This window comes from Arthrobacter sp. alpha11c (assembly GCF_054149985.1).
Genome location: NZ_CP196747.1, coordinates 1,341,456 through 1,361,584, shown reverse-complemented (window position 1 = coordinate 1,361,584; position 20,129 = coordinate 1,341,456). Strand labels below are relative to the sequence as shown.

Sequence of the window (20,129 nt, the reverse complement as noted above, 5' to 3'; positions counted from 1 at the left end):
ATGGATGAAAAGATCAAAAACCCCGCCACTGCCCCTTGCCCCAGCAAGCGCATCATTGAACAGCGGGGGCTGTATTTCGATGAACTCGAAGAAGGCGTCGTCTACGCGCACCGGCCCGGCAGGACAGTAACGGAAACGGATAACGTACTGTTCACGACCATGACCATGAACACTCAGGCCCTTCATCTGGATGCGGCATGGAGCGCTGGGCAGCCCTTTGGTCAGCGACTGATGAATTCTATGTTTACCCTGGCTGTGGTCGTCGGTCAGTCCGTGCCCCAGCTGACGCAAGGCACCATCATCGCCCAACTCGGACTGACGGACATCGCTTTCCCTCATCCGCTCCACCACGGTGACACGCTCTACACGGAGACGGTTATCAGTGAAAAGCGCCTCTCTGCGTCCCGACCCGGACAGGGAATCGTGACGATGAAACACGTGGGCCGCAACCAGGACGGGAAGGTGGTTGCCGTCGCGACGAGGAGCAGCCTGATGTGGACCAGAAGAGCGCACATTTTGCAGCAGGGGGAGTAACATTACGACGAATCTCGTACCGGGTCCGGCTTTATTGTTTTGCCCAGCTGACAGGCCCGAACGCTACCAGAAGGCAGCCGAACGGGCAGACGCCGTGATCCTGGATTTGGAGGACGCCGTGGCGCCGGGAGATAAAGAACTCGCCCGCCTGGCTATCCTGAGGCAGGCACCCGGCTCCGCGCTCGACCCACGCCGTACGATTGTCCGGATAAATCCAGCCGGAACGGAAGAACTCACCAAGGACCTCGAGTGTCTGGCTCAGACGCCGTACCGCACCATCATGCTGGCTAAGGCTGAACAGGCTTCCCAGTGCCGAAGTCTGCATGGCTACGCCGTCATCGCCCTTTGCGAGACAGCTGCCGGCATCGTCAATGCATCCCAGATTGCAGCTGAGCCCAACGTCGTTGCCCTGATGTGGGGCGCCGAAGATCTGGTTGCATCGCTGGGCGGAACGTCAAGCAGGACTGGTCGGGGCCGATATCGTGCTGTCGCAATGCACGCACGGTCAGCGGTGCTTCTTGCCGCTGGTGCGGCCGGCAAAGAAGTCATTGATTCCGTCTTTGTTGACATCGCGGACCTTCGTGGTTTGGCCTTAGAGGCCGCCGACGCTGTCGCCTCCGGGTTCGGATCGAAGGCATGTATCCACCCAAACCAGGTAAGTATCGTACGTGGGGCCTACGCACCCACTCCTGATGAAGTCTTAGCCGCATCCAAGCTCCTTGGGGCAGCAGCGAAGGCAGGCAACGGCGTCTTCAGCTTCAACGGAAAGATGGTTGACGGGCCGATCCTCAAGCACGCCCATGCAACCCTCATCAGGGCAAATCTCATGAAGTAGGCAGGGCCCTCGTCGAGTTACGGGGGCCCTTCGCTTCTCCAGTTAACCGGAAGCGGGGAGCCCGCATTGTTGCGCTGGAGAAGACAACCCCGACGGCTCTGTCGCCGTCGGGGTTGTCAATGGATGTTCTTAGCGGGTGACTGAGCCTGTCAGCGCGGCCACGGGACGCAGGAATAGGGGCTTGGTCAGGAACCAAGCGGCGACCATAACGATCAGCGAAGCGCCGAAGATCCAGAATCCGGTCCAGTTGTCCTCGTTGCTTGATGCGTACATGTGATTAAGGTTGCGCAAGGCGCCTGTGGCGAGCACCAGGGCCACATGAACGACGACGAACCCGACGAAGTAGATCATCACCGGAAAGTGGAGAGCCCGGGCGACTTCCATGGGGTATATCCGGTTGAGGTTGCCAAGTTGTTTTGGCCACAGCGGGGACATCCGCAGTCCGGTGAGAAAAGCCAGCGGGGCCGCGATGAAGACGGTGACGAAATAGGCGAGTAACTGCAGCGCGTTGTAGCTGACCCAGCCGTCCTCCGTCGGCCAATCCAGGGCAAGGTACTGCAGCCCCGCTGACAGTGCGTTGGGAACAATATCCCAACTTGTGGGAACGATTCGCTGCCAACGCCCTGTCGAGAACAACAGGACGATGAAGATGATCCCGTTCAGAATCCAAAATACATCCAGGCTCATGTGAAGCCACAAGTTGAGACTGATTTTGGTTGGTGCCCTTTTGGTTCGGATAAAGCCTCTGTTGTTCCGAGTCCAATTCCCCTTTGGGCGGGTGTCAGTCCGAATTTGCCAGCCGCTCCTGATGATCAGCACTAGAAAAAACATATTGAGAAAATGCTGCCAACCGAGCCAGGCGGGAAAGCCGGTCTGCGATCCTTCCGGAGGCTGCATGTGCCCGGGGAATTCTTGGAGGAACGAAGCTGTACTGTCAAGGGCCGTGAACCATTTCGCTGCCAGGACGGCCGCAACGAGCAGCAGCAGAGCCGATGCCGCGGTCACGACCAGTCGTGTCCATTTTGTCTTCGTCGTTTGCCGACTTTTCACTGAGGTTGCCATGGCCTAGCTGCGCCCCTGTGACCGTGACCGGATGGCGTCCATCAGCTGCGGTACTACGTTGAAAACGTCCCCAACGATTCCAAAGTCAGCCACATCGAAAATTGGTGCGTCCTTGTCGGAGTTGATGGCCACGATTGTTTTTGCCCCCTGCATCCCCGCCCTGTGCTGAATAGCTCCAGAAATTCCGAGGGCGACGTAAAGTTGCGGCGTTACAGTGACTCCGGTCTGCCCGACTTGGGAGCTTTGAGCAACGTAGCCGGCGTCTACGGCGGCACGAGAGGCGCCCACCGCCGCGTCGAGCACGTCGGCGAGTTCTTCAACCAAGGCGAAGTTTTCCTTGGAACCCATGCCCCGACCGCCGGACACAACCTTCTCAGCCGTGCGCAGATCGGGACGGGACGAGGCGAGGACGGGTGTGGTTCCTTCGATGACCCCGGATGCCTCCACGCTGAGGGTCAAGTGATGGATGGTGACTCCAGGGACCGCTTCAGGTGCCCTGCCTTCCAGGGCGCCGCGGTGGACTGTGATGATGGGCAACCCGGATTCGGCAGTGGATTCCACAAAATATGAGGCGCCGAAGACTGAATGAGTGGCCAGAATGCGTTCACCTTCGAGTCGAACCGCGACAGCGTTGGTAAGCAGGGCTCCATTCGTGCGTGCGGCCAGTCGAGCGGCTGCTTCACGACCGTCAATTGAGCTTGAGGCCAGCACAGCGGAGGGCTCGAACTGTTGAACAGCATGCCAGAGAGCTTCAACCTGGGGTGTCAGGAGCAGCGTCGGTTCCGGTTCGGTTTGGCCAAGGAAAATGTGCTGGGCTCCGAGGGAGCCCAGCTCCGCCACTATCTCAGCTGCCACACGGGGTGTGGCCAGAACGGCGACAGGGGTGCCCAGTGTTGAAGCCAGGCCGAGCAATTCGCCGGCACTTTGGGAGATCTTCCCTTCGGTGGAAAGTTCAACGAGCACTAGTACGTTTGACATTTTTGTCCTCCTTTAGAGCAGCTGGCGGGCGCCAAGGTATTCCGCAAGCTCAACACCGGCGGTACCACTGTCGATGATCTTCTTGCCTGATTGACGGGCCGGGCGTGCTGCAACGGAAACGACCACTGAGCGTGCTGCGGCTGAACATTCGGAGGGATCCAGATTCAGGTCCGCCAGGGACAAGGTCTTCACGGGTTTTCGCTTCGCCGTCAATATGCCTTTGAAGTTGGGAAAGCGCGCCTCTGCTGAACGCTCAGTAACCGTGATAACTGCCGGCAAGGAAGCGCGGACGCTGAGCGTGCCTGATTCAACTTCACGCTGGCCCGTGACCGAGGTGCCGTGAATGTCCACTGCCCTGATCGAACCGAGAAGGGGAAGTGCAAGGCGTTCAGCCACCATGGCCGGAACGGATCCAGAGCGCCCATCGGTCGACTCGTTTCCGGCCACGACGAGGTCAAAGGCAGTTGTTTTCAGAGCGGCCGAAAGCGCCTTCGATGTCCAAACAGCGTCCGCGCCTGAAAGGTCATCGTCCAGCACATGAATGGCTGAGTCAGCTCCCATGGACAAGGCCTTTCGAAGAGCTTGACTGGCGCCCTGTGGCCCCATGGACAAGGCCACGACTTCAGTTCCTTTGTGGGAATCCTTGTACTGGAGAGCCACTTCCAGGCCGCGCTCGTTGACTTCGTCGATCACGCCTTCGGTTGAGCTTCTGTCAAGAAGGCCGGTTGCAGAATCAAGGCGCCTGTCCTCGGACGTATCTGGCACCTGCTTAATCAGAACGATGATCTTCATTGAACAACTCCTTGTGGAACTGGGTCTGCCACGGCAGGCACGTAATGAAACAGCTGGGGGCCTGGGTTGCCCGCCACACTAGTAACCCGCTTTCCAACAGGCAACAGGGGCGAACGCAGCCGGTCACCGTGCGTGAAATTTAGGGTTTGGCGATGGCTGGGTTGTGCATCGTGTCAGGTCGACGCGAGGTGGCCGGATACAAGTAGGGGGCCTGAGCGGGAAAGATCAAGACGCCTGAAAGTCAGTTCCTCAACGGCCATTTGGGCTGGGCTGCCGACACGGTTCGGACCGACGTGGCTGCGAACTAAGCCATAGCAATGGGGCCCACTTGTTCCACGAGCTCCGTCATTGAGGGCCGGTGCCCGCGGTGAAAGACTATTCCTTTGGGCAGTCCTCGGATTGACGGTTTGTTTTTGGTCACGTCTATGGAGATTCGGCCGCCTGCCATGGGTGCATTGAGGATGTGCAGGTCCCCGTAGGACTTGGGCAGCGCGGGATCTATCCAGACGCCGCCAAGGGAAACGTGAGCGTCATACTGCATCAGGCTCGTTACGAGCAGGATCGGCGCTGTGGCCGCCCAGGCTTGCGGTGAGCATGCCTTTAGGTAGGGGACCGGTGCCTTGAATTGCTCACGGCCTGAACCACAGAACAATTCCGGCAATCGGCCATCGGAGAATTCCGCTGCCTCCAGCAGCGCGGTGGAGATTCGTTGCGCCTCGGTCACAAAGCCGTAGCGCATGAGTCCTTGGGCGATGATTGCGTTGTCATGGGGCCAGACCGAGCCGTTGTGATAGCTGGCCGGGTTATAGGCGCCCATGTTGGTGGCGAGGGTGCGCACACCCCAGCCGCTGAACATTTCGGGGGACATCAGCCGTTCGGCCACCAGGGGTGCCTTGTCCTCATCCACGAGACCGACCCATAGGCAGTGGCCCATGTTGGAGGCGCAGGCGTCGACCTGCCGCTTCTTCCCATCCAGGGCGATGGCGTAGTATCCGCGGTCAGGCATCCAGAACTGCTCGTTGAACTGTTTCTTGAACTTTGCCCCGCGGTCGGCGAGTTCGTCTCCCAAGGCCATATCGCCGTCGTCGTACGCCATCCATGCCCGGGACATATGTGCCTGGTAGACGTAGGCCTGTACTTCGCAGAGCGCGATTGGCGGCTCGGTCAGTGTGCCGCCGGCGAAGTTGATGCCGTCCCAGGAGTCTTTCCAGCCCTGATTGATGAGCCCTCGGGGTTGAGGCGGTTGTACTCGACGAACCCGTCGCCGTCTTTTGTCTCCGTAGTCGCGGATCCAGTTCATTGCCCGGTCCGCGTGCGGTAGCAGGGCGGCGATGGTCTCCTTGGCGAAACCCCACCGGCTGACTGTGCCCAAGACGCAAACGAAAAGGGGGGTGGCGTCGACGCTCCCGTAGTGGACGGACTTGCCGCCCAGGGAAAGCCCACTGGAGACATCGAGCCTTACTTCATGCAGGATCTTGCCCGGTTCCTCCTCGCTCACCGCGTCCACTACCGTACCTTGGCGGTCGGCCAGCGTCTGAAGTGTACCCAATGCCAGGGAGGGATCCACGGCGCGGCCATGTGCGAGGCCAGCAGGGAGTCCCGGCCGAACAGGGTCATGAACCAGGGCGCCCCTGCCGCCACCACTACACGGTCCGGATGGTTTGGATCTTCGATGCGAAGGGCACCGAGGTCGTCATAGCTCCGTCGCAGCGTCCGTTCAATCGAGCGGTTTCCCACGCGGACCACGGGAATTTTCGCCACCCATCCCTGTCGGCGGCGGTCACTTGCGGACATGCCTTCTGCATCAAGATGAATGAACGACGGCGGCGGCGGCGGACTTGTCGCCTCACTGCTCGGCACCGCAGTGATGACGGAACTCCACTGGCTATGCGGGGCAACCGTGACTCGATAGCCTAGGCCCTCCGGCGTGATGTCGGCTCCTGGTGCCTGGATGAGGATGCCCTTCCGAACGTCCTGCCAGGCAGCCCTGATTGTCAGGGTGTCGCCGTTTACGTGGCACGTTTGGTCCCAACGCCGCTGAATTCGGGCCTCCTTGACTTCGAAAAGGTCGGCGAAGTCGGCTTCGACTTTCAGGGAGACCACACATTCGGCAGGCTCGTTCGAGAAATTGCGAAGAGTGACCTGCTCTTGAATGCCTGCGCCCACTTCGCGCAGGCGCTCGACGATCAGCGGACTGTCCGTGTGGCCGTCCAAACGAGGCACCCGGCCGGCAAACAGCGCCCGATACGGTTCCTTCGTCTCCGCGGCCAGTGGTTCAATGGGCTGGCCATCGATGGTCATCATCCAGTGGGAGAGGATGCGAGTGTCCTGAAAAAGACGCCGTGCGGATGTTCGGGGCGGATATCCCCGTTCGGGTCAGAAATGCAGAAGGAGGATCCTTCCACCAAAGTGACCGTTCCGGCCCCAAGGGGACCAGCAGCCGTGTCAGCATTCCATCCAGCCATCCCGTCCCCTCTATGAGACTGACTCTGGTGAGCACGGGCGCCCGGGAAGTGAGCAGCTTCAGAGGCGCCATTTCTGCTATGGACGCTACTCTTGCTCGTTAAGGGGCGCCATTGCCGCTTGGACGGCCCGATGTCAACGTGGGCCTGCGCCGAGCTCCGCCCTGGTCTACGATCTCATTTGGATCCGCGCACTCTGAAGCGCGGATTTCCGAAGGCAGCACTTTTGTCAGGTACGTAGCCGACTGCCGATAATGGACATCTGCCGTCGGACCGGCCCAAACGTCTTGTCATGATGCTCGATATAGTTTCCGCCATGCTCTTAATGAAGGAGGTGCAGCCATTGAGTTGGATATTTCTTTGTTCCGGGGGGCGGAGTGCAGTCGGTTTTGGGTTGTTCGACAGGGTCGGAAAGGGTGCCAAGGAGCAGGCAATCTGCAGAACAGTCGGCTCCGATTTTCAGGTGCTGGATACGACTGCAGGGATGAGCTGGATCTTCTCTTTCGGTGCCCGACCGAGCAAAAAAGAAGTGTGGACAATGTCCACGCTTTCCACCTCGGACTGCCTCGTACGGCCATCGGACTGGCCCGGATTCCGCACGTTTCCGCCACTTCCCAGTGTTTACAAGGCCGGGAATCCCGTTCGAGTCCCACCTCGGGCACGGCATACCCCCTCGTCAGAGGGGGTTTTTGCTTTAACGTGTGTACAAATTAGCTGGTCAGGTCCCTCTGACACGGGCCGCGGGGTGTGCCTGGCGCCGCGGGTCGCCTGTTTGGTTGTGGGGGAGCGGGTTCAGGGCCTTGGCTGGTGGGCTCGCCGTTTGCCTTGTGCTGGTGTCACGCGTTCCTCTCGCAATTCGTCAGGTAGGTCGTGGTTGGCCTACACCTCTTCATGGGTAGGCGTGCAGGTCACAACATGACCTTGTGAACCACGCGGGGACCACATTTTCGACTGGATCGTCCTGTGAGGAAGGGCAAGGGCATCTTGGTCCTGCCTCATGGGGTGCGTGGAGACCTAAGTATTCCTCTTACTGAGCAGCATGGATTTAGCTCTGATTGCCTAAAACCCTTCTACTGCTTGGACTGAGCAAAATGATTGTCAGCGGCCCTGGATGACTGCTGTGTTGCCCCTCTGTGGGCGCCGGCCGGCTGGTGGCCAATGCTGGTAGCGGAGGACTGATGCGAGCGGAAATCGACTGCCGAGTAGTGGGGCTTCCCGAAGGTCGTTCGTCCCTGGTGAGCGCAGCTGATGTTTTGCCCGTTTTCTGGGGTGACGGGTGGTGTGCGGCGATGGCCGGACAGCGCTCCCCAGGGGTGCTGTCCGGCCCTTTGCTCGGTGGTTACTAGAGAGCACTTTGCGGCGTGACGCGTTAGACCGAAGAGATAGATGGCCTGTTCACTTCAGCTTGCTCGTCGGCGAGGGGGCTACGTGCTGTCTCCGCGCTCATCAGCAAGCCCACCAGGGACAGTACGCCGATGCCCATCAGGAAGAACGCCGGCGAGCTGGGGTTGCCTGTCGTGGCGATCAGCCAGGTGCCGATAAGCGGTGCGACGCCGCCGAAGAGCATGGCGCCGACGTTGAACGGCAACGCGAATCCGAGGTAGCGCGAGCGGGTGCCGAACAGTTCGGTGAAGAAAGAAGGAAATACTGCATCGTTCATGGCGAAGAACATGAGCGAGACGATGAGGACCGCGGAGGCGAGTACCACGCCTCCCAAGGAAAGCAGGGTCATGATCGGGTAGCTCAAGATGATGAAAGCGATGCTTGAGATCATCAGGGTGCGCTTACGTCCGATCCGGTCGGACAGGCGTGCGGCAAGGGGAATGAAGATGATGTGCGCCACGAGGCCAATCGTGACAACCAGTGTTGCGGTCGCCTCGCTCATCCCCGCTTCTTCGATGAGGAACGAGGGCGTGTAACTGAGCAGGAGGTAGTAGGCGCCGGCATTGAGCGACATGACGAGCAGTGCCTTGAGCATCGAAGGGAGGCTCTTGCGGGTCTCGGACCAGCGGTTTGCGGCCGGAGGCTGATCAACTGTGCTCTGGCGGTGCTTCTTTTCGAGTTCCAGCACCCGGCGGAACTGCGGGGTGTCTTCCAATCGCAGGCGAAGCCAGAGACCAACGATGCCGAGGGGGCCCGCGATGAGGAAGGGGATCCTCCAGCCCCACTCCTGCATGAATTCCGGTGAGGTGCTGGCGTAGAGGATGGTGGCCATGAGCGAGGCTGCCAGGAACCCGGCGGCAGCTGCGATGGGTACAACACTCGTGAGCAGTCCGCGCTTGGCGGCGGGGGCGTACTCGGCGACGAAGGTGCCTGCGCCGGCGTATTCGCCCGAGGCTGAGAAGCTTTGTGTTACACGGAGCAGCAGGAGCAGGATGGGTGCTGCGATGCCGATGGTGGCGTAGTTCGGTATGAACCCGATGAGGAAGGTGGCTCCGGACATGAGGATGATGGTCGTGGCGAGGATGCTCTTGCGGCCGATTTTGTCGCCTAGGCTGCCCCAGACGAAGGCTCCGAGCGGGCGTACGAGGAACGATAGCGCGAACACTGCGAAGGTGCTCATCAGGGCAACAGCGCGGTCCTCCGGGGGAAAGAAGACTATTGCGATGGTGGTCGCGAGGTAGCTGTAGCTGGCGTAGTCGAAGTACTCCAGCAAGGTGCCGAGCCCGCTGGCGATGATGACTCGGCGGAGTATGGATCGGGGGACGGATTCTGTGGTGGCTACGGTGGTGGGCATGATGTCGTTCCTCGTTTGAGTACCGGATCTTCGCGGTGGGTCCGCAGGATGTGACGACCATCATGGCAGCTAACGTCAGCCCGGAATATGGCCCCGCCGGCGAACCCCCACTGTTAGTTATGGCCCTGGAGGCGAAGCGCCTACGCTGTCGCGGAAGCCCCTGACTTTCAGGGCGAGCCAGAGCTCGGTCTGTGCATCGATGCCGTCCAGGTCGTGACCGGTGATCTGGACGATCCGCTGCATCCGGTTCCGCACTGTGTGCCGGTGGACTCCCATACGTTCGGCTGTCGCTTCGACGGATCGGCGCTCGAGAAGCCAGGTGTGCAGTGTTTTCAAGAGGGCTTCGCCTCCGCGCGAGTTCTCGATGGGGGCGAGGACTGCGCTGGAGAAGGCTTCCAGGTATTCGGATGGAGCGGCGTTGATCAGGAACTCGTGCGAGGCTCCGTCGACGTACTCGATGGGGGTGCCGGCCCGACGGCTGGTCTCCAATGCCAGGGTTGCCTGCCTGATGCTGCGGGCGGAGTTCTCGGGAGCGCCCCTGGTGCCGATCCCCGTGGGGACGTCGAGACCGTAGTCAGCCAGAGCCTGTCGGGGGTCGACTGTTGCCAGACATTCGACTATGCGGTGACGGTGCCGTATGAAGGGGGCGGCGAGGACGACCGCGAGGTCGTCGATGAGCACTTCGGCATGGGTCTCATTGCGCGCTTCGATGCTCACGCCCCGCAGCGGGCCTGAATCGATGCCGATGCTCCGGAGGAATGTCCGGGCGCTGCCCGGCTCCGTGAACGTCAGGAGGCGCGCGAACCGTTCGGCGCGTTTACGGCGCGCAGATTCGTCGAGGAACCACACGCGTTCGAATTCGAGTGCCAGGAGCGAACGAAGTGCTGGCGCGGCGAGCTCTGCCGTCTCCTGGCCTGTCGGGATACGGACGCAGAACCCCCGGACAGTGTCATTGCCTGCGAACGGGAAGACCTCGACCGTCTCTTCTACGTCGGCGGATGTTTCGTCGGGATAGGCGACCAGCTCGGTGGCTGACAGGAGGAGTTGTTCTCCAAGTCGTGGTGCTTCGCGGCCGGCGAGGCGTTCGCTCAAGGGCTCGAGCAGGATCGAAGGAAAGGCCGAGCTTCTGGCCATGACCCTCCCGAGACGGTCGAATGCAGCCACTGGCTCCTCGGTCCTTTGCTGCCAGCCGGACAGCAGGTCCCCGAAAGAGCCGCCGCGGGCCACAATTGCTGTGATCTCCATCTGCAGGTCGAGCGGCCGTCTGAGCGCTTCCCGTTGTCCTTCCGCGTGCAGGACGGCGATGGTGTGCGCGATCCGCCCGAAGTCGGCGATGTCGCCGGTCAGCAGTGGGAGGTCATACTCGCTTGCCAGAGCCAGCAACTGCGGCGGGAGGCTTTCGAATGCGGCCTCGGCGCCGAGGCCTATGATGAGCCCCGAGGCGCCGGCGCCCGTGGCTCCTGACAGGAAGTCCTTCCAGGCTGTCCAGTCTTCACCGAGGTGCAGCCCGCTGGTAAGCACCATTTCGCCGCCGCGGAGCCTCGGAAACGGTCCTTCTCGCTCGACCGCAAGGGGGAGACCGGCGGCTCGTTCAACACCAATTCCTCCGTGCGCCGTCATCAGCCCAAGCCCTGGGGTAGAAGCAAGCTTGGCCACCGTGAACGCCCTCAATTCAAGTGCCATGGCCCCATGTTAGCGACGATCAGGCGGGATTTCTGTACGCCACGGCCACTATTTGGTATGCAAAGAGTACGCCCCGGCGATGGTATGGGAAGGGTGACTTCAATAGTGTGGTTCGCAGCAGGCCGCACCAGCGAGCCGAAGACGCAACTGCGAACGGGAGCATGTCATGATCGGCCAGAACGAGTACTTCGAGGGACAAGTACGAAGCCTTGAATTCAAGAACGAGCAGGGAAACTTCACGGTCGGGGTGATGGAGCCCGGTGAATGGAAGTTCGAAGCTCCCGTCAAAGAATGGATGCACCTTGTCCGCGGAACCTGGGACGTGCAGCAACCCGCCGGTCAGGGGGAATGGACAACCTACAGGGAAGGCGAGCGGTTCGAGGTCCCGGGTGGCACCGACTTCACCGTCCGCATAAAAGACACCGTCGCCTACCTCTGCCCCTACACCGGTGAATTCCTCGGTCACCTGGACATGTAGCATTCCCAACTGCCTGAGTACTGACACAAGTGAATATGTGTTGGACTGACCTCAACAAAAGGAGCCTGGCGCCAAGCCGGGCTCCTTTTAGTTGCGCCCGTGCGGGCCATCACCTCCAGTGACGGTTATGTGTGTCCGTAGCGTGACTCGACGGTTCAGTGAGCAGTCCGCCAAGCCGCTAATCAGTCAAGGTCCGTTCCGCTTGTCTCGAGGTAGACCCTGACTGCACCGATCAGGTGGCCGATATGTTGAGGCCTCGGCTGGTCCGCCATAACTGCGGTCCCTCCGCACCTAGGCCGCTGCCAGTTCTTCATGGTCGTCCGCCTGTTCGAAGACGAACTGCTCGTCGGCCGCGCATGTCGAAGCCGATCAGTTTGCCGATAAACACCCACAAGTCGTGCTGTCAACGTGAGTGAGATATCCACTGCGCATGCCTTTCCCGCATGATGCCTGGTTTTCATGCACCGGGGCATCCATCGCCGCTACGTACTGGTGATGGCGCCGCCGTCGGGCTGTATGACCAGTGCTTTGTGAAGCTGGTGAGCCGGGGTGGCCGGCGGCGAGGATATGGCCTCTCGGAGGAGAGCAGCGGTTCGTTGCCCGAATTCGTAGGGCTGAAGATCCAGTCCGGCGATGTAGGACTCGTTCAGGTTGTCCTTGGAGCTGAGCAATGAGGCCAACTTCACCTTCCCAAGGCCATGGCCGATCCGCGTGAGTGCTGCCTCGGCTCGCTGGGCGACGTCCTGCCACCCGAAGAGCAGCGAATCAACGTCACCGCCGGATAATGCATCAACCAAGGATGCTTCAAGCTGGGCATTGGTGGGAAAGCTGCTGACCACTTCAATGACCGGCCGGACATTATTCCGGTCGCAGCTCTCGGGCATTCTGTGTCCGGTCCCACTCCGCATGGGAGTTTCGAAGTAGCTTCCGGGAGCCGGCGGAAGGCTTCGCCTGCATCCTGAATCAGGATCCGGCGCTTGGACTAACGTGTCGATCTAGACCGAACGCCATATTAAGGTGAAATTACTTCATGACGATGAACCATAACCGTGGAAGAACTACGAACGACAAGCCGGAGTTCGTCCTTCCGCCGGAACGCCCCTACTACTACGCATGGGGTGGCGACAAGCGGATGTACGCCTACACCCGGGATGAGTGGGGCATGGGAGGTTCCTTGCCTAACGGTGGCAACAACACGGTACGTTCATGGGTGGTGCAGTTCATTCTTGCGATCATCATGATCCCGGCCGCGATCATCAGCGTCATCGTCCTTATCGCGGCGATAGTCAGCTTGAACTGGATCGTGATGATCTTCGGCCTGGTCTGTACCCCCTTATTCGCTGCCGCTCCTTATGTAGGGTTCACAGCAGCCAGGGATGAACGGAAAGCGCGGAAGGCGCGCAAGCTGAAGGACCTACCGAAACCTCAGACTTCCGTGGATGACGAAGCAGCCAGGCGATACTTCATAAAACACCCGGAAGCAGGGGTAGAGATCACCCCAGTGAACTTCCCCGACGCCACGTGGTGAAGAAGTATTTGCTGACGCTTTCGCCGCGACATCAGCACCGGCTTTTGCGTCCGGCGAACGTCCGTTCTCGGGAAGTCCGTGTGCTCGCCTGGGGCTAGTTCCTGAGGCGTAGTTTGGCAGCGCGCGCCACACAGGCACGGGCGGGCTGGAATGAATGTCTCGAGTACATGTTCGCCTCCCTTGCCGAGTACGAACGTTCCCGATTGTCGGAACGGACCAGGGACGGCCTCCCAGCAGCTAAACCGCGAGGCAGATTGGGCGTCCGACCCCGCGCAATCACCCCTGGGAAGTGCGAAACTGTCAAGCAGCTGCGCGGTGAGGGGAACCCTAAAGGAAACGGCAGAGCGACTCAGCGTCCACAATTCGTCTTTGACACGGGCCCTCAGCGCTCTCCGGGACGGGGGAGCGGCAAGTGCAGTCCCTCGGGACTGGGGTCCCAGGCCTGGGAACGGTGATGGGACGTTGCTGTCAACCACATCCCCGACCCGTTTCGGAGGGGATCAATGCGGGAATTACCACGGTCAGAATCATCGGCATCCGGCCAGAACGGATCGCCAAAGGAAACGATGATATCCAAATCCCAAACGCTGTTGGGCTTTAGGGGCGTACGGAGCATTTTCCCATCTCGACCGGAGCCCAATGTGGGGACAGTCGCTCGGGAAATAATATGGAACGAAACAATCAGATGACTGCGTCGCTGCAGAAGAGTGCTCGGTCAGCAGTCACCGCCTTTGCTGCCGTTCTGACCTTGGGGATGCACTCCTCAAATGCCCGAGACCCATAGGGATGAACTCGTGGGCACTTGGACATACTCAGAGTCCGGGCTCCCGACTTCATTGATGGTGGGTGTCCGTTTCGGGATCGTTCATCAGGCATCATGAGAGACATTTAGTGTTGCGCAAGGCCGCCGTTTATCGTTGTTTGGGGTACATAGTGTCAAGACTTTCCGTGCAAGGAGTCGATAGCGTAGCTCGCTTGTTCGTAAGCGCAAAGATCGTCCGATACGCCGATAACCTGAAGACGTGAAGCCTGAAGGGCTAGAGTCATCGGAGCGCGCAGTAATCAATCAGAGAGGCTCCGGTATGGACCCGTATCAGCAGAATCAACCGCCGTACCCTCCGCACCAGCCTCGGCAGCCGTACCCGCCCCAAGGGCAACACCCACGGGGGCAGTTTCCGCATCAGCCATACTATGGTCCATCTCAGCCTCAGTGGCAGGGACCACCTCAGCCAAAGAAGAGTGAGAAGAAGTTTTGGTGGATACTCGGCAGCATCGTGGCTGCGGTGACTCTGCTCACCATTCTTGCCTCCGCTGGATGCTCCGCTCTCGCCCAGGAGCTCAACAACGGCGGAGGCTCTCAGGCGGAGAAGGCCAGTAAGATGGTTGCGCGCGTTGACAACGTGCCTGAGAGTGACTGGACTGAGACGTTCCGTCAGAACCCCAAGGTTGATCCTGGCTGTCTCTCCATTGACACATCTTGTCTGAAGCTCACTGCAGCATGGTCGGTCGATCACCAAGTCAGCCTCACCGAAGTGGCCAGGCGGTTTGGAATGGAGGGAGTGTCAGATGGAGCCCCCTCAGGCAACTCTACCGGCTGTCTCACGAGAGAAGATGAAGCTGTTAGCAAAGAATCTCTCTGCATCGATGAGTCGCCTGACGATCCGGGCACCTACCTCGTCACCATCAGGATGGAGCGCGACTAGCGTCCAACGTTGACCATCAAAAGCCCGTATCACCGGTCCCCCAGGCCTGGTGAATCCTGGCTATGGGAAGATCATGCTGCTGGCTACTGCAGGCCGGGAATGGGAACAATCTGAAGGAGCTGCGTGGCACAAGTTCCAACCTTCGATGGCCGGGCGGTAGCGCGGCGTGGACGTTAGGGAATCGCGCTGGGGTGACATGGAGGCCATAGGCGAGCTCCTTACTCCGTGGGACAGGACTCCGTGGGATAGGGACACTGGGCGGAAGTACTTGAAGCGGCGTGGCGGGTCAGCGAGCGGGAGTTCGTTGCCGAGGATGCTGAGATAGTCCTTTTCGACGTGCGGGAGGGACGTACAGAGATGAGGTGCAGGAGGGGCGGAGCAGGTAAAGCAGTTAGCTGGCTTTCCGGGCGAAGAGCCGCTGCAGCAGTATGAAGACGAGGAGCAGGCCGCCGATGACGATCTTGGTCCACCAGGAGCTGAGGGTGCCGTCGTCGGCGATGAAGGTCTGGACGATCCCCAGCACGAGGACGCCGACGACGTAGCCGGTGCCGCCGGTCACTAGGGTGCCGTCGATGACCACGGCCGCGATGGCGTCGAGCTCCTTGCCCTGGGCTGCGAGGCTGTAGCCGGAGAGGCTGTAGAAGGAGAACAGGATGCCGGCGATGGCGGAGCACAGGCCGCTGAGGGCGTGGAAAAGTGTCAGGGCCGGCTGCAGTTGCAACCGGCCCTGACCGCGGTTCAGTTGAACTTGTTACTTGAGGTCGAAGCGGTCCAGCTCCATGACCTTGGCCCACGCGGCCACGAAGTCGTTGACGAACTTCTCCCTGGCGTCTTCGCTGGCGTAGACCTCGGAAAGGGCGCGCAGCTGTGAGTTGGACCCGAAGACCAGGTCCACCGGGGTGGCCGTCCACTTCAGCTCGCCGGTGGCGGCGTCGTTGATCTCATAGACGTTCTCCTCCGACTCCGACGCCCTCCATTTGGTGCCCGGCAAGAGCAGGTTGACGAAGAAGTCGTTGCTCAGGACCTGTGGCTTGTCTGTCAACATGCCGTGGCTGGAACCGCCCAGGTTGGTGCCCAGAGCGCGCATGCCGCCTACCAGCGCCGTCATCTCCGGTGCGGTGAGGTCCAGCATGTAGGCCTTGTCCAGCAGGAGGCTCTCCGGCGGGAGCTTCGAGCCGGGCCGCAGGTAGTTGCGGAACCCGTCAGCTTTGGGCTGCAGGTACTGGAAAGATTCGACGTCGGTCTGCTCCTGGGCGGCATCGGTGCGTCCCGGCCGGAATGGCACGGTGATGGGGAATCCGGCGTCGGCAGCGGCCTTTTCCACCGCGGCGGCACCGCCGAGGACGATCAGGTCTGCAAGGGAGACCTTCTTGCCGCCAGCCTGCGCAGAGTTGAACTCCTCCTGCACCCGTTCGAGCACCGGAAGAACGGTTGCCAGCTGCTCCGGTTCGGAGGCTTCCCAGCTGCGCTGCGGCTCCAAGCGGATCCTTGCACCGTTGGCGCCGCCGCGCCGGTCTGTTTTGCGGTAGGTGGCCGCCGAGGCCCAGGCCGTACCCGCGAGCTGCGGGATGGTCAGGCCGGAGCCCAACAGCTTGGCCTTCAGCGAAGCGATGTCCTGCTCGTCGATCAGTTCATGGTCGACGGCGGGAACGGGATCCTGCCACAGCTGGGCTTCCGGAACCCACGGGCCCAGCATGTGGGGACCAACGGGTCCCATGTCGCGGTGCAGTAGCTTGTACCAGGCCTTGGCGAACGCCAGGGCGAACTCGTCCGGGTTCTTGAGGAAGCGGCGACCGATTTCCTCGTAGACGGGGTCGAAGCGCAGTGACAGGTCCGTCGTCAGCATCGTGGGTCGGTTCTTTTTCTCCGGGTCGTGCGCGTCCGGGATGATCTTCGGAGCATCCTTGGCAACCCATTGGTGAGCACCGCCAGGGCTCTTGACCAGTTCCCACTCGTACTCGAACAGGATCTCCAGGAAGCGGTTGCTCCACTGGGTCGGCATGTCCGTCCAGGTCACCTCGAGGCCCGAGGTGATGGTGTCCGCGCCTTTGCCACTGCCGTAGGTGCTGAGCCAGCCCAGGCCCTGCGCCTCCAGGTTGGCGGCCTCCGGTTCGGAGCCCACATGCGCATCGGCGGGGCCGGCGCCGTGGGTCTTGCCGAACGTGTGGCCGCCGGCGATGAGCGCGAAGGTCTCCTCGTCGTTCATCGCCATGCGCTTGAACGTCTCCCGGATGAAGGCGGCAGCAGCTACCGGGTCCGGGTTGCCCATGGGGCCTTCGGGATTGACGTAGATCAGGCCCATTTCAGTGGAACCGACGTCCTCGGACATCTGGCCTTCACCCACGTAACGCTCATCACCGAGCCAGGCGTCTTCAGGGCCCCAGAAGATCTGCTCGGGCTCCCACACGTCCTCGCGGCCAAAGGCAAAGCCGAAGGTCTCGAAGCCCATCGATTCCAAGGCGACGTTGCCGGCCAGGACCAGCAGGTCGGCCCAGGAGAGCTTCTGGCCGTACTTCTGCTTGACCGGCCACAGCAGTCGCCGAGCCTTGTCCAGGTTGGCGTTGTCCGGCCAGCTGTTGAGCGGCGCGAACCGCTGGCTGCCGTCTCCCGCTCCACCGCGGCCGTCATGGACGCGGTAGGTACCGGCCGCGTGCCAGCTCAGGCGGATCATCAGACCACCGTAGTGGCCGAAGTCCGCCGGCCACCAATCCTGCGAGGTAGTCAGGACCGCCGTGATGTCACGCTTCAGAGCCTCGAGGTCGAGCTTCTGGAATTCCTCCTGGTAGCTGAACGACGGGTCCAGCGGATTGCTTGACTTGCCGTGCGTGTGCAGCACGGAAAGGTCCAGCTGGTTGGGCCACCAGTCCTGGTTGGTCCGCGGTCGGTGGCCTTTGGGCTGGGGGGAATCGATCGCCGGGTTTTCACTTTCGCTGCCCTGGTCCGTGGCACTGCCGTGGGCCACCGGGCATCCGCCTTCCACCTTCTGGTTCAAGCCCTGCGCGCTCCCCGGAGTGGGGGCTGGGGGATGTTCTTGGGGATCGGTCATATTTTTCTTCCTTTCATCTGGCCGAGTTCGCCGTCGGCTCGGGCCGGTACAAAGTTTTCTATTGCGCCCTGAACGCCCGTCTGGGGAGAGCCCATCGGGAGGGACCGTCCCTTGCCTGCCGCACCGAGAAGTGTTGTGTGACAGTACCCCCACCCGCGTGCTGTTCCGCAATGATCATCAAGTCTCGCCTTAGCCAACAGCGTGGTGCTAGGGCTGGTTTGTTGTCAACATATTCTTTGCTCGTTACGGATCTCTCGTCGGAGAAAACGCCTGTGAGGAGATTCCGTGAACCCGGCCGGCACGCTGAACCAGGAAAAGCGATCCTCCGTCCTACGGGAGGGCGCCCGGCAGGCCGGGTACGCTGGCCGAAGGACTTTCGCTGCGCATCTGCTTGGAGCCCTCCAAAAATCGACCGACGCCTGGTTCGCTGGATCGCAAGGGAAGAAGCGCCGCACCTCTGAGCGATGCGAAAGGCTATTGCCAGTCATGGCCTCTAAGGCCGGGCCCCGGATAGCCAAAGGGTAGGCAGCTGTCGCTGCGAGGATGCTGCAAGCCTCTTACGGTTGTGGATGCTGCTTCCTAATCGGTCGGTCTCGGTTTAGCCGATCACAACGGTCAGCTCCACTGGGACAGCACGGCGGATCGCATCGTCAACGGGGGAGTGCTCGTCTGCCCATTGAACGATGTCGCGGAGAGCGGCCTCTTCGGTGTCATTGGCTGCTATGCGAACCACTGTGCGGACACCAAGGGGTCCTGCAGGAGTGTCCTTACCGATTCCCAGCAGACCGCGGTCATCAGATTCACTGTCAACATCGACTTCGAGCAGGTTTAGGCTCACTCCCTTTTCGGCGGCACGCATGGCGATGAGCGAGACCAAGCAGGCGGCGCTTGCCGAGCGAAGCGTCCATCCAGGAGTAGGCGCCGAACCCTTCCCGCCAACTCCTGGTCCCATGTCCGTCACCAAGGACCAGCTGTGGGGGCCGTCAACGCGGACCCGGAGCCCTTCTTCCAGCACGGCCGTGGCCGTTGAGTCGCGGGAGCGGGCTTTCTCCGGGCTTTCGTTCAAGTACTGCCGGGACCTGCTGATGGCTTGGGCTACTTCCGATTGCGACATCTCTGGCACTCCTTTTCCGGTGCGGACCGAATCGGGCAAGAATACACCTCTACGAGTCGGTCGTGGGTGTCTCATGGCAGCGAAGTGCGAATCTGATGCGGCCATGCTTTAGTAACAACGTTGTTCAGATACTAGCTTGAGCTGCTCACACAATAAGGTCTGGTCCCGGTTCAGTACGGTGAGATTCACCGGGGTGGCAGCGCCCACATCCGCTTCTGGGGACCTTTGACCTGAGGTGCGGCTTGTAGGGCTGGTGGGCCAGGGGTTCGGCAGCGCAGTCCTGTTCAGTGATGGCGACCCGTGGCGGCGGCCTTGGCCGCGCGAACCGGGAAAAGGGGCGTCCACTCCGCAAGCGCCGCGGCCGACAGGGCCCTGGCTTATGAGTCCGGGACCCTGAGGCCATCCCGGACAGCCTGGAGGCGTCAGGCTTGATGGTTCAGTCGTAGTCGATGCGCCCGGATGCCGCTGCTCAGGGGGCGGACTGCTTGCGCAGTGTGTTGTCCAGCAAGGGTTCTTGCGGGCCTGAAGGAACACTGAACAAGGGCATGAGCCACTGAATCAACGGTCCGATCAGAAACGCTTCGGCCATGGTCCCGATCCCGAGGGTCCCGCCCAGCAACCAGCCAGCTGCAGCTACCGTTACCTCGATCAATGTGCGGCAAGTACGGATCGACCAGCCGGTCCGTTTGGCCAGGCCCGTCATAAGCCCGTCTCGTGCACCCGGGCCGAAGGAGGCCCCAAGATAGCAGGCGCTGGCGACGGCCAGGAGCATCAGTCCGCCGGCGAGAAAGACGATTTGCCAGAGTAGCCCGTTGGCTTGTGGGATCAATGGCATCGACAAGTCGACGAAAGCGCCGATCAGCACGGCGTTCGCCAGAGTGCCCCAGCCCGGGCGCATCCTCAGTGGGATCCACAAGAGGAGCACGAGAAAACTGACCGCGATGATGACCATTCCGGTGCTGACCCCCGTCAGCCGGGCCAGACCTTGATGAAAGATGTCCCAAGGTGAGATTCCAAGCCCAGCCTTGATGAGGACCGCGATGGAAAAGCCGAAGAGCGACAGGCCTGCGAGCAATTGAGTGATTCTGCGTATCAACATCACATCAGCCTCGCAGCAAACTGGCCCTGAAATATGTAGCCAGTTTGAACCTCTGGCTGTCTTCCGGGTTCACGCCTC

The 20,129-nt window shown here is 61.0% G+C and carries 15 protein-coding genes and 1 pseudogene; 5 read left to right on the top strand and 11 right to left on the bottom strand.

The annotated features are described in order from the left end of the window. A complete protein-coding gene (locus ACTAQJ_RS06235; protein ID WP_442017898.1) occupies nt 1–534 on the top strand; it encodes a MaoC family dehydratase in 534 nt (177 codons plus the stop codon). Nucleotide 535: 1 nt separating this feature from the next. Then, complete coding sequence (locus ACTAQJ_RS06230; protein ID WP_498702156.1) at nt 536–1,369, top strand: HpcH/HpaI aldolase/citrate lyase family protein; 834 nt, start codon at nt 536–538, stop codon at nt 1,367–1,369. Nucleotides 1,370–1,498: 129 nt separating this feature from the next. Here the strand turns inward: ACTAQJ_RS06230 and ACTAQJ_RS06225 are convergent, their stop codons facing one another. The 6 genes and pseudogenes from ACTAQJ_RS06225 to ACTAQJ_RS06200 form a co-directional block, all read right to left on the bottom strand. After that, complete coding sequence (locus ACTAQJ_RS06225) at nt 1,499–2,431, bottom strand: cytochrome b/b6 domain-containing protein (RefSeq protein WP_442017900.1); 933 nt, start codon at nt 2,429–2,431, stop codon at nt 1,499–1,501. A gap of 3 nt (nt 2,432–2,434) precedes the next feature. Beyond that, nucleotides 2,435–3,409, bottom strand: coding sequence for an electron transfer flavoprotein subunit alpha/FixB family protein (locus ACTAQJ_RS06220; protein WP_498701462.1), 975 nt, complete (start codon nt 3,407–3,409; stop codon nt 2,435–2,437). 12 nt (nt 3,410–3,421) lie between these two features. Then, the gene (locus ACTAQJ_RS06215; RefSeq protein WP_477522768.1) at nt 3,422–4,201 is read right to left on the bottom strand and encodes an electron transfer flavoprotein subunit beta/FixA family protein; all 780 of its coding nucleotides are present in this window, start codon (nt 4,199–4,201) and stop codon (nt 3,422–3,424) included. A 304-nt stretch (nt 4,202–4,505) separates the two neighbouring features. Then, a pseudogene (locus tag ACTAQJ_RS06210) lies at nt 4,506–6,666 on the bottom strand (amylo-alpha-1,6-glucosidase). Nucleotides 6,667–8,032: 1,366 nt separating this feature from the next. After that, nucleotides 8,033–9,400 carry an MFS transporter gene (locus tag ACTAQJ_RS06205; RefSeq protein WP_498701461.1) on the bottom strand — a complete coding sequence of 456 codons (1,368 nt, stop codon included), beginning with the start codon at nt 9,398–9,400 and terminating at the stop codon, nt 8,033–8,035. Nucleotides 9,401–9,517: 117 nt separating this feature from the next. Further along, on the bottom strand, nt 9,518–11,083 hold the full coding sequence (locus tag ACTAQJ_RS06200) for a helix-turn-helix domain-containing protein (RefSeq protein ID WP_498701460.1): 1,566 nt from the start codon (nt 11,081–11,083) through the stop codon (nt 9,518–9,520). A gap of 166 nt (nt 11,084–11,249) precedes the next feature. Between ACTAQJ_RS06200 and ppnP the strand changes: the two genes are divergently transcribed. Continuing rightward, nucleotides 11,250–11,561, top strand: coding sequence for a pyrimidine/purine nucleoside phosphorylase (gene ppnP, locus ACTAQJ_RS06195; protein WP_498701459.1), 312 nt, complete (start codon nt 11,250–11,252; stop codon nt 11,559–11,561). Nucleotides 11,562–12,043: 482 nt separating this feature from the next. Here the strand turns inward: ppnP and ACTAQJ_RS06190 are convergent, their stop codons facing one another. Beyond that, nucleotides 12,044–12,445, bottom strand: a complete 402-nt coding sequence (locus tag ACTAQJ_RS06190; protein WP_431114778.1) for a hypothetical protein — start codon at nt 12,443–12,445, stop codon at nt 12,044–12,046. Nucleotides 12,446–12,591: 146 nt separating this feature from the next. Here ACTAQJ_RS06190 and ACTAQJ_RS06185 point away from each other — a divergent pair, with 146 nt between their 5' ends. After that, nucleotides 12,592–13,089, top strand: coding sequence for a hypothetical protein (locus ACTAQJ_RS06185; protein ID WP_498701458.1), 498 nt, complete (start codon nt 12,592–12,594; stop codon nt 13,087–13,089). 1,283 nt (nt 13,090–14,372) lie between these two features. Next, entirely contained in the window at nt 14,373–14,792 is a 420-nt protein-coding gene (locus tag ACTAQJ_RS06180; protein WP_498701457.1) for a hypothetical protein, read from the top strand. A 391-nt stretch (nt 14,793–15,183) separates the two neighbouring features. Here the strand turns inward: ACTAQJ_RS06180 and ACTAQJ_RS06175 are convergent, their stop codons facing one another. From ACTAQJ_RS06175 to yczE, 4 genes are all read right to left on the bottom strand, one after another. Further along, nucleotides 15,184–15,513 (bottom strand): ABC transporter permease subunit, encoded by a 330-nt coding sequence (locus ACTAQJ_RS06175; protein ID WP_498701456.1) that lies wholly within the window; start codon nt 15,511–15,513, stop codon nt 15,184–15,186. 30 nt (nt 15,514–15,543) lie between these two features. Next, on the bottom strand, nt 15,544–17,838 hold the full coding sequence (gene katG / locus ACTAQJ_RS06170) for a catalase/peroxidase HPI (protein WP_498701455.1): 2,295 nt from the start codon (nt 17,836–17,838) through the stop codon (nt 15,544–15,546). A gap of 598 nt (nt 17,839–18,436) precedes the next feature. Further along, the gene (locus ACTAQJ_RS06165) at nt 18,437–18,952 is read right to left on the bottom strand and encodes an OsmC family protein (RefSeq protein WP_431114783.1); all 516 of its coding nucleotides are present in this window, start codon (nt 18,950–18,952) and stop codon (nt 18,437–18,439) included. Between the two features lie 469 nt (nt 18,953–19,421). After that, complete coding sequence (yczE, locus tag ACTAQJ_RS06160; protein WP_431114784.1) at nt 19,422–20,051, bottom strand: membrane protein YczE; 630 nt, start codon at nt 20,049–20,051, stop codon at nt 19,422–19,424. Between the last annotated feature and the right edge of the window lie 78 nt (nt 20,052–20,129).

Coding starts and splice junctions, on each gene's coding strand:
- ACTAQJ_RS06235 (WP_442017898.1), top strand. CDS start 1: ATGGATGAAAAGATCAAAAACCCCGCCACTGCCCCTTGCCCCAGCAAG.
- ACTAQJ_RS06225 (WP_442017900.1), bottom strand. CDS start 2,431: ATGGCAACCTCAGTGAAAAGTCGGCAAACGACGAAGACAAAATGGACA.
- ACTAQJ_RS06220 (WP_498701462.1), bottom strand. CDS start 3,409: ATGTCAAACGTACTAGTGCTCGTTGAACTTTCCACCGAAGGGAAGATC.
- ACTAQJ_RS06215 (WP_477522768.1), bottom strand. CDS start 4,201: ATGAAGATCATCGTTCTGATTAAGCAGGTGCCAGATACGTCCGAGGAC.
- ACTAQJ_RS06205 (WP_498701461.1), bottom strand. CDS start 9,400: ATGCCCACCACCGTAGCCACCACAGAATCCGTCCCCCGATCCATACTC.
- ACTAQJ_RS06200 (WP_498701460.1), bottom strand. CDS start 11,083: ATGGCACTTGAATTGAGGGCGTTCACGGTGGCCAAGCTTGCTTCTACC.
- ppnP (WP_498701459.1), top strand. CDS start 11,250: ATGATCGGCCAGAACGAGTACTTCGAGGGACAAGTACGAAGCCTTGAA.
- ACTAQJ_RS06190 (WP_431114778.1), bottom strand. CDS start 12,445: ATGCCCGAGAGCTGCGACCGGAATAATGTCCGGCCGGTCATTGAAGTG.
- ACTAQJ_RS06185 (WP_498701458.1), top strand. CDS start 12,592: ATGACGATGAACCATAACCGTGGAAGAACTACGAACGACAAGCCGGAG.
- katG (WP_498701455.1), bottom strand. CDS start 17,838: ATGACCGATCCCCAAGAACATCCCCCAGCCCCCACTCCGGGGAGCGCG.
- ACTAQJ_RS06165 (WP_431114783.1), bottom strand. CDS start 18,952: ATGTCGCAATCGGAAGTAGCCCAAGCCATCAGCAGGTCCCGGCAGTAC.
- yczE (WP_431114784.1), bottom strand. CDS start 20,051: ATGTTGATACGCAGAATCACTCAATTGCTCGCAGGCCTGTCGCTCTTC.